At 67.9% G+C, this 7,986-nt stretch carries 5 protein-coding genes and 1 pseudogene; 3 read left to right on the forward strand and 3 right to left on the reverse strand.

Features of this window, described 5'->3' with window-relative positions:
- The 3 genes from ACIQ3R_RS12130 to ACIQ3R_RS12140 all read left to right on the forward strand — a co-directional run.
- A partial coding sequence (locus ACIQ3R_RS12130; RefSeq protein WP_397418835.1) for a TonB-dependent receptor domain-containing protein occupies positions 1 to 982 on the forward strand: 982 nt, incomplete at its 5' end.
- A 358-nt stretch (positions 983 to 1,340) separates the two neighbouring features.
- Positions 1,341 to 2,345 (forward strand): serine hydrolase domain-containing protein, encoded by a 1,005-nt coding sequence (locus ACIQ3R_RS12135; RefSeq protein ID WP_397418837.1) that lies wholly within the window; start codon positions 1,341 to 1,343, stop codon positions 2,343 to 2,345.
- A 112-nt stretch (positions 2,346 to 2,457) separates the two neighbouring features.
- Positions 2,458 to 3,762 carry a tetratricopeptide repeat protein gene (locus ACIQ3R_RS12140; RefSeq protein ID WP_397418839.1) on the forward strand — a complete coding sequence of 435 codons (1,305 nt, stop codon included), beginning with the start codon at positions 2,458 to 2,460 and terminating at the stop codon, positions 3,760 to 3,762.
- Here ACIQ3R_RS12140 and ACIQ3R_RS12145 read toward each other — a convergent pair.
- From ACIQ3R_RS12145 to ACIQ3R_RS12155, 3 genes and pseudogenes are all read right to left on the reverse strand, one after another.
- Positions 3,759 to 4,190: a nuclear transport factor 2 family protein gene (locus ACIQ3R_RS12145; protein ID WP_397418841.1), complete on the reverse strand. Its 432-nt coding sequence runs from the start codon at positions 4,188 to 4,190 to the stop codon at positions 3,759 to 3,761. The two genes, ACIQ3R_RS12140 and ACIQ3R_RS12145, sit on opposite strands and share 4 nt — an antisense overlap.
- A gap of 200 nt (positions 4,191 to 4,390) precedes the next feature.
- On the reverse strand, positions 4,391 to 7,621 hold the full coding sequence (locus ACIQ3R_RS12150) for a PAS domain S-box protein (protein WP_397418843.1): 3,231 nt from the start codon (positions 7,619 to 7,621) through the stop codon (positions 4,391 to 4,393).
- A 52-nt stretch (positions 7,622 to 7,673) separates the two neighbouring features.
- A pseudogene (locus tag ACIQ3R_RS12155) lies at positions 7,674 to 7,986 on the reverse strand (2-dehydro-3-deoxy-6-phosphogalactonate aldolase); the annotation flags it as partial.

The following is a 7,986-nucleotide window of genomic DNA, read 5'->3' on the forward strand; positions in this document are numbered from 1 at the left end:
CGGCACCTTCACGCCGACGTTCGCCACGATCCGGTCGGCCGGTGTCTATGGGTCGCTGGGCTACAAGGTGAACGAGCAGTTCGATCTGGAGGTCGAGGGCCGCTATTCGAAGGACAAGCGCGAAGTCGAGACGCAACGATTTGATCGCGTCACCAATCTTCCGGTGACCACCGGCGCCCGGCTGATCACCAATGCGGAGTCCTCGCCCGACGCCGCGATCTTCAACCTGACGGGCAGCTACAAGCCCACTTCGCTCTGGCTGATGTACGCCAAGGTCGGCACAGGCGTCCGCGCCGGCGGGTTCAACATCAATGCCGGCGATCCGCGCCAACCGGTTGCGATTCCGCCCTCCTTCGGCGACGAGAAGGCCACGACCTATGAGGTCGGCGCGAAGGGAAACATCACGCCTGACATCTACGTGACGGCGGCGGCTTATCATTCGGTGATCCGCGACTTCCTGGTGCAGCAGGACAATGGATGTCTCGCCACCAATCCTGCGTGCCCCGTGGCGTCCACCAGCTTCCTGATCAACGGCGGAAAGGCCGAAGTGAACGGCGTTGAGGTCGATGCGGCCTATCGCACGGAGCTGTTCGGTGGACGCCTGCGCATCAACGCGAATGGGGCGCGGCAGAAGGGCAAGGTTGTCGCCGGCCGGTTTAGCGGCGCCGCGACGCCCCAGACGCCGGAGTGGAACGGATCGCTCAATATCGACTACCGCCGCGAGGTGGTGGCCGGCTTCCGGGGCTTCGGCAACCTCACCTATTCCTTCCAGAAAGGCGGCGTTCAGGAGATCGAGCAGACGCCCAAGCTGCGTGACAGCTACAGCATGGATGTCCGGGTCGGCGTCGAGAGCGACTCGATCGAACTCGCGCTCTACGCGACGAACGTAACGGACTACGAATACATCCTCTTCAGCAGCGAAACGGTGCGCCGCTTCAACCAGCCGAGGCTGTTCGGGGCGCAGGTCCGGTACAAGTGGTGAGGGCGGGCTGAGGTCGCGTAGGGCCTCACGGTGAAGCGACGAGCCCGCGGGCGTTAGGGTGAGGCCGGGTATTCGGTCAGCGTGCCGGGCTCGCGCCCTTGCCGCAGCGCTGCTGGCGAGCCTGCTTCCAGGTGCGAGCCTCGCTGAGCCGCGATTCAACCCGGCCCAGGCGGCGCTCGACCGAGATCGCAACGGGGCGATCTCGGCAGCCGAAGCCCCGCCTATGCTGGCGCGTTGGATTAGCGCCGCAGACCAGGATGGGTCTGGGGATCTGTCGCCCGCGGAGTTTCAGGGCCTTCTCGGGTCCCTGCTGCCGCCGCGTCTGCCTGAACGCCAAGCTCCTCCGCCTGCGCCCAAGTTGAACACCGCATCCGGGTCGCCAGCCTGGTCGGATGTCGACGCCTACATCACCGCCATGGTGCGGGACCTGCCTCTCGAGGGCGCCAGTGTGGTGGTGATCCGCGATGGCCGCGTGGTCCATCAGAAGGCCTACGGGCTCTATGATCTGGACACGCAGATTCCCATCGCCTCCGCCACCAAGTGGCTGAATGTCGCGCTGGTCATGACGGTCGTCGACGAAGGCAAGCTCGACCTCGACGCGCCGATCTCGACCTACCTGGACTGGGCCCGTGGTCCGATGGGATCGGCCACGCTCCGTCAATTGCTCTCCCATACGGGGGGGTTCAGTCAGAGCCATCTCGCCGAACAGCCGCGCAGTCTCTCGCTCGAAGCCTCGGCGCGCGACGCGTTCGCCCGGCCGCCGGTCGGCTCGCCAGGCGCCCAGTTCCGCTATGGCGGGGCCGGGATGCAGGTCGCCGCCTACGCCGCCGAGAAGGTCACCGGCATCCCCTATGCGAAGCTCTTAGAGGCGCGGATCACCGGTCCGCTGGGCATGACCAACACCCATATCGGCTTCGCGCGAAAGCGGGAGGACCGCGGCTCGGTGTCCAATCCGATCGCCGCCGCGGGCGGATACTCGACTGCAAACGACTATGCGCGGTTCCTGGAGATGCTGGCCGGAGGCGGTCAGTTCCGGGGTCGAACCATCCTGTCGGAAAAGGCGATCCGTGAGATGTTCCGCGACTATTCGGAACGCCGCGCGACGCTGGGCGCCGGAACCAGCGTCGGCGACCAGCGGGGCTATGGACTTGGCGCATGGTGCAACGAAATTGCGGCGGATGGCGCGTGCACCGACGTGCAGTCCGGCGGCGCGTTCGGAACCTCGCCTGTCGTCGTGGTCAAGGAGCGGACGGCGATCCTGCTGATGGTCAAGGATCGCATGCCGCTCATTCGCGGGCATTGGGCGGTCGTCACTGAAGCGATTTCCTCGATCCTGGCGACGTCGACTGAGGCGCTCCGCTAGACCTGCGGGACAGCGGCTAGATTGATCGGCGTCCACATTGGGGCGACACCACATGGCGGCTGTCGCATAGTCAGAGCCATTGGCTGAGTCCGGGGGTGGGATGTCATCGCGGGTGGATCGCGGCGGTCTGCCGCTCTCGACGTCGTCGGACGCAGCGGCGGCGCACTATCGGGATGGTGTCGATCTCAGCCTGTCCGGCTGGCCGGGCGCGGCCGAGGCGTTCGACCAGGCGCTGGCGCTGGACCCCGACTTCGCGCTGGCCCGGGCGGCGCGGGCGCGCACACTGCTGATCTCGGCCGACTATGTGCAGGCGCGCACGATGATCGGCGAGGCCGAGGCGGCGGTTCAGGCGAACGGGACCGCGCGCGAACGCAGCCATGTCGAGGCGCTCGCGCGTTCCATCCGCGGCAATCCTGTCGCGGCGCTGGAGCAGGTGCTGGCCCATGTGGAGTCGTGGCCGCGCGACGCCTTCATCCTGTCGTTGCCGCTGGGCGCCTTCGGCCTGTTCGCCTTTTCCGGGATGACCGGTCATCCGCAGGCGGGCGTGGACCTCTGCGAGCGGATGGCGCCGCACTATGGCGCGGACTGGTGGTTCCTGACCTATCTCGGCTGGGCGCACACCGAGAACCTGAACCTGGCGCATGGCCGGGCGATCACCGAACGAGGCTTCGCGCTGAAGCCTTCCAGCGCGCATGGGCTGCACGCGATGGCGCACGCGCTGTTCGAGGACGGATCCGGCGCCGAGGCCGACGCGCTGATCACCGGCTGGCTGCCGGACTATGACCGGGCCGGCATCCTGCATGGCCATATCACGTGGCACCTGGCGCTGACCGCGCTGGAAGCCGGCGACGCGGCGCGCGCGCTCGAACTCTATCTCGGTGGCGTCCGGCCCTCGGTCAGCCAGGCTCTGCCGATCAACACGGTGACCGATGGCGCGGCGCTGCTTTGGCGGCTGGAGGCCTATGGGAACGCAGCGCCGCAACATCTGTGGAACGAACTTTCGGAGTTCGGCGCGCGCGCGTTTCCGAGCCCGGGTCTGGCCTTCGTCGAGGCGCACATGGCGCTCATCGCCGCGGCGACCGGCGATGCAGCGATGATGGACGCGCGGCTGGCGAAGCTGGCAGGGCGGATGGCGGATGGAACCTATCCGGCCGGCCCGGCGCTGAAGGCTATCTGGAGCGGGGTCTCGGCCTTCGCCCAGGGCGAGTATGCGGTCAGCGCCCGGGCGCTGGCGCCCATGGCGGGCGAGGTGGAGCGCATCGGCGGCAGCCACGCTCAGCGCGAGGTGTTCGAGGACACGCTGTTGCTGGCGCAGATCAAGGCTGGTCAACTCAAGGCCGCCCGGAGTCTGCTGGAGGCGCGCCTCGCCCGGCGACCTTCGATCCGCGACCGATCCTGGCTCGGGACCGCCGCCTAACGCACGAATGCGGCGCGGAACTCGCGGCGGTCGAAGCGCCAGCCGTCGGGCGTGCGCAGGAATGTGTCCCGGTACTCGCCCACGACCACCGGCTGGTCGGCCAGAGGCGAGACCCGGCGACCCGGCTCGGCGTCATGGCGATAGAGCTGGATGTAGGTCACGCCGCGCGCGTGGTCGGCGTCGATCACGTCGATCACCACGGTGGAACAGACGTGGCGCGACATGCGGCGGGTGTTGTCCTGGCGCGCCGTGAAGGCCTTGAGGATCGCCGCCTGTCCGACATGTTCGGCTTCCGGCGTCTTCCACACCCCGCCCTCGTGGAACAGTTCGGCGACCCGGGCGGCCTCGCCGAAATCGATCACATGGCTGTAGCGGTGGCAGAGCCGCTCACAGTCATGTTCGATGTCGCGCCTGGAGCGGTCGTCCATGAGGGTCTCCCGAGATTTATTGGGCGGATCATGACGCGAATGAAATGAGATGTGAAGCAACCTACCGACCGGTAAGTCAAAGGTCGTGTGGCGTTGGGACCGGCGGTTGGCGTCTGGGTCGTCGCTGTCCTTGCGGGCGTGTCCACCGACCACCTGCAATGTCTGTGGCCCGCCCTTCGAGGCGCCGACCTGACGAGGGCTCAGTTCGACAGGGCCTGGTCCGGCAGGACAGTCTCGTCCCGTACGGCGGCGTCCAGCGCGGCGATCAGCGCCGCCACTTCGATCGGCTTGCGCACCAGGCCATCGAACCCTCGCCCGCCCTGTTCGCCCAGGCGCTCGACGTCAAAGTCGGCCGAGAAGGCCAGGATCGGAGCATGCTGGTTGGGGCCGGGCTCGGCGCGGAGGCGCAACGCCGCTTCCGGGCCATCCATCACCGGCATGCGGACATCGAGCAGCAAGACGTCGAACGGCAGGGCTCGGGCGATTTCCACGGCCTCGGCGCCGTCGCACGCCTGGGTGACCTCGACCCCGAAGGGCGCGAGCAGCGACGTGACGATCTCCCGATTCATCGGGTTGTCGTCGGCGACCAGGACGCGCAGTCCGTCGAGCGTCACGGGTGCGGCCACCGCGGCGGCGGCCTCACAAATCGGCGCCGCCACGTGGAACGCGAAGCAGGAACCCTTGCCCGGTTCGCTCACCACGCCAATCTCACCGCCCATGGCGGTGACGAGACCCTGGCAGATCGCGAGGCCAAGACCGGTGCCGCCGTGGCGGCGGGTGGTGGACGCGTCGACCTGACTGAAGCGCTGGAACAGCTTGGCCTGTTGCGTCGCGTCGATGCCGGGCCCGGTATCCCGGACCTCGATGTGCAGCGCCTGCGCCGCGGCGATGTAACGGGCGTCCAGTCGAACTGAGCCGGTCTGAGTGAACTTCACCGCGTTGCCGATCAGGTTGAGAAGGACCTGACGCAGTCGATCCGGGTCGAGCGCCACCATTTCGGGGAGCTCGCCGGTGAGGTTGAGGTCCAGCCTGAGCCCCTTGGCGGCGGCCTGGGGCTCGAACAGGGCCAGGGCGTCGGAAATCGCTTCTTCCGGCGAAACCGGTCGCGGCGACACCGGCATCTGGCCAGCCTCCAGCTTGGAGAAGTCCAACACGTCGTTGACGATCGCCAGCAACGCCTGACCGGCGCCGGCGATCCTTCGCACCTGCTCGTCCGCTCCGTCCGGAAGGTCGTCCCGCGCCCCGAGCAACGAGGTGAAACCCAGGATAGCGGTGAGCGGGGTCCGGATTTCGTGGCTCATGTTGGCCATGAAGTCGCCCTTGACGGCGGCGGCGGCCTCGGCGGCGTCACGCGCGGCCAGGAGTTCGATCTCTAGCGCCTTTTGGGCGCTGACGTCACGGGCCACGTCGATGAACTCGAGCACAGCGCCGGAGTCGTCGCGCACCAGCGTCGGATTCGCCTCGAGCCAGATCCAGCGTCCGTCCTTGTGGCGGGCGCGGTAGCGATGGGAGAGCCCCTCAGGGCGCTCGCCCGCGATCAGGTTGCGGTAGAGTTCAAGGGTCGGCGGCACATCGTCTGGATGCATGAACCGGAGCAGGCTCTGGCCTTGGATCTCTTCCGGATCATAGCCCATCACCTCGCGGACCGAGGGCGAGACGAAGGTCACGCGGCTGTCGACGCCGGTTCGGGAGATCATGTCGCTGACCCGCTCGGTGACGGTGCGGTAGCGTTCCTCGCTTTCGGCCAGGGCGTTCTGGCTGGCGATCCGGTCGGAGACATCGCGAAGCAGGCTGATCACATAGATCGGCCGGCCGTCTGAATCCCGCACCACAGAGCGATTGCTTTCCACCCAGGCCCAGTCACCTGCCGCGGTGCGCAGGCGATAGCTCCGATCGCGTTTTGCGTCGGGCTGCGCCCCCTTGAGGAGTTCGTCGATTATCGCCCGCGACTTCTTGAAGTCGTCCGGGTGGACAAGTTCATAGCCCGCCCGGCCAATCAGGCTATCCGGCTCATAGCCGTAGCGACGGACGGCCGGCGAAGCGTACAGGATGCGGTCCTGGGCATCGACCTTGATTACGATGTCGGTGGCGTACTCGGCCAGGAGGCGATAGCCGGCCTCGGATTCTTCAATGCGGCGCAGGGCGGCCTGCTCTTCGGTTACGTCGCGGATCACGCCGAACAGAGCGCGGATCCCGCCGTCCGGACCCCGCTCAGCCTGACCGGTGAAGCGCATGATGCGCTCTGCGTTCTCGTCCGGCCGCAGGAGACGCGCGGTCATCTCAAACGGCTCGCCGTCGCGACCCGCCCGTTCAAGCGCGGCCAGGATCAGCGGCTGGTCTTCCCGGTGATACATGGCGATCGCATCCGGCACGCCGGCCCCGGGCGCGAGCCCATGCATGGCGTAGGCGTGGTCCGACCACTCCGCGTGGCCGGTTCGAAGCTCCCGCCGCCAGTAGCCGACCGATGCGATCTGGCTGGCCAGCGCCAGTTTTTCCTCGTCGGCCTCGACCCGGCGCAAGGCGGTGGCGAGTTCTTCGGTCAGCCGACGCCGGTTGGCGAGCACGGCGGCCACGGGCAGGGTGACCAGGGTGGCGGTGGCCAGAAAGGCCTGCAACAGCGCCAGCCGGACGATCAGGCCGCCCTCGACCATTGCAAGCGGACCATAACCGCTCAAGGTCGCCACCACGGCTACGACAGCGGTGACAAGCAAGGCGGCTGCCGCGCTGTTTGCGCCGAGAAGGAATGCGAAGGCCAGAAGCACCGGGATGCAAAGAAATAGAAGCGGATAACCCGAGGTGCCAAAGACGCCGGCCAGGGTCGCCGCCAGAACGACGGAGGGCATGATCGCTTTCGCCAGCGTTGTCCGGGTGAACAGGCCGCGACCCTCTGCCAGCAGGATCGCAAGGGCGGGCGTGACGATCAGCAGGCCAAGGGCGTCGACCGGAAACCAGGCCAATGCGTTGGCCCACATCTCGCCATGGCCGGTGAGCGCAAGCGCCGGCGCGGCGCCTGACGTCGAGGCCAGGACCGCCATAAGGGTGGCGGCATAGAAGACACGCAGGTCCCGCAGGGTTTTGAGGTTTGCGGCGCGGCCGCCCAGCCAACGACGCGTGAGGTGGACGCAAACCAGGATCTCAGCGCCGTTGCAGACCGCCAGCGCGGTCGCCAGGCCGGGCGCGTCGCCGTGCACCAGATTGGCCGCGAGGCAGGCCAGCGTCACTGCCAGCGCCTCGGGCAGTCCGGAACCGCGGTCTCGACGAACCAAGAGGGCGACCGCCAGGGCGTTGACCGGCCAGACAGCCGCCACGCGGCCGACATCGCGCGTGAAGTCGATGCAGATATAGGCGAGCGCGAAGGCGGCGAGCGCCAGCAGGCCCAGTCCCAAAACCCGTCGGCCGTCGATGGCCTGACCTGCGTCCGGTGCCGTCATCCCGTCGTCCCCTGTTGACAGCGACAAGAGACGTGGACGGCCTTCAACCGGGTTAATGCGGCGGCGAAAGTCCGACGCAGGCAGCGACAAGCGCCGCGGCGCGCACCCCTGTCTCAGAGGCCGCCTGACCGGGTCGATAGACCTCCGAACCGATGCCGAACGCCGTGGCGCCGGCCGCGCGCCAGGCGGTGAGATCTCCGGCGCCGACCCCGCCCACGGCCCACACGCGGGCCTCCTCCGGCAGCACCGCGGCGAGCTGGCGCAGATGGCCGGGTCCATAGGTGGCTGCGGGAAACAGCTTGAGGTGGCGCGCGCCGGCGTTCAGGGCGGCGAAGGCTTCGGTGGCGGTGGCGAAGCCCGGCGCC

Origin of the sequence: Phenylobacterium sp. (genome assembly GCF_044371015.1) — a bacterium.
Classification (GTDB): Bacteria; Pseudomonadota; Alphaproteobacteria; order Caulobacterales; family Caulobacteraceae; genus Phenylobacterium.

Bases quoted from the DNA above. Each gene is read 5' to 3' on its own strand.
- ACIQ3R_RS12145 (WP_397418841.1), bottom strand. From the start codon at position 4,190: ATGGACGACCGCTCCAGGCGCGACATCGAACATGACTGTGAGCGGCTC.
- ACIQ3R_RS12150 (WP_397418843.1), bottom strand. From the start codon at position 7,621: ATGACGGCACCGGACGCAGGTCAGGCCATCGACGGCCGACGGGTTTTG.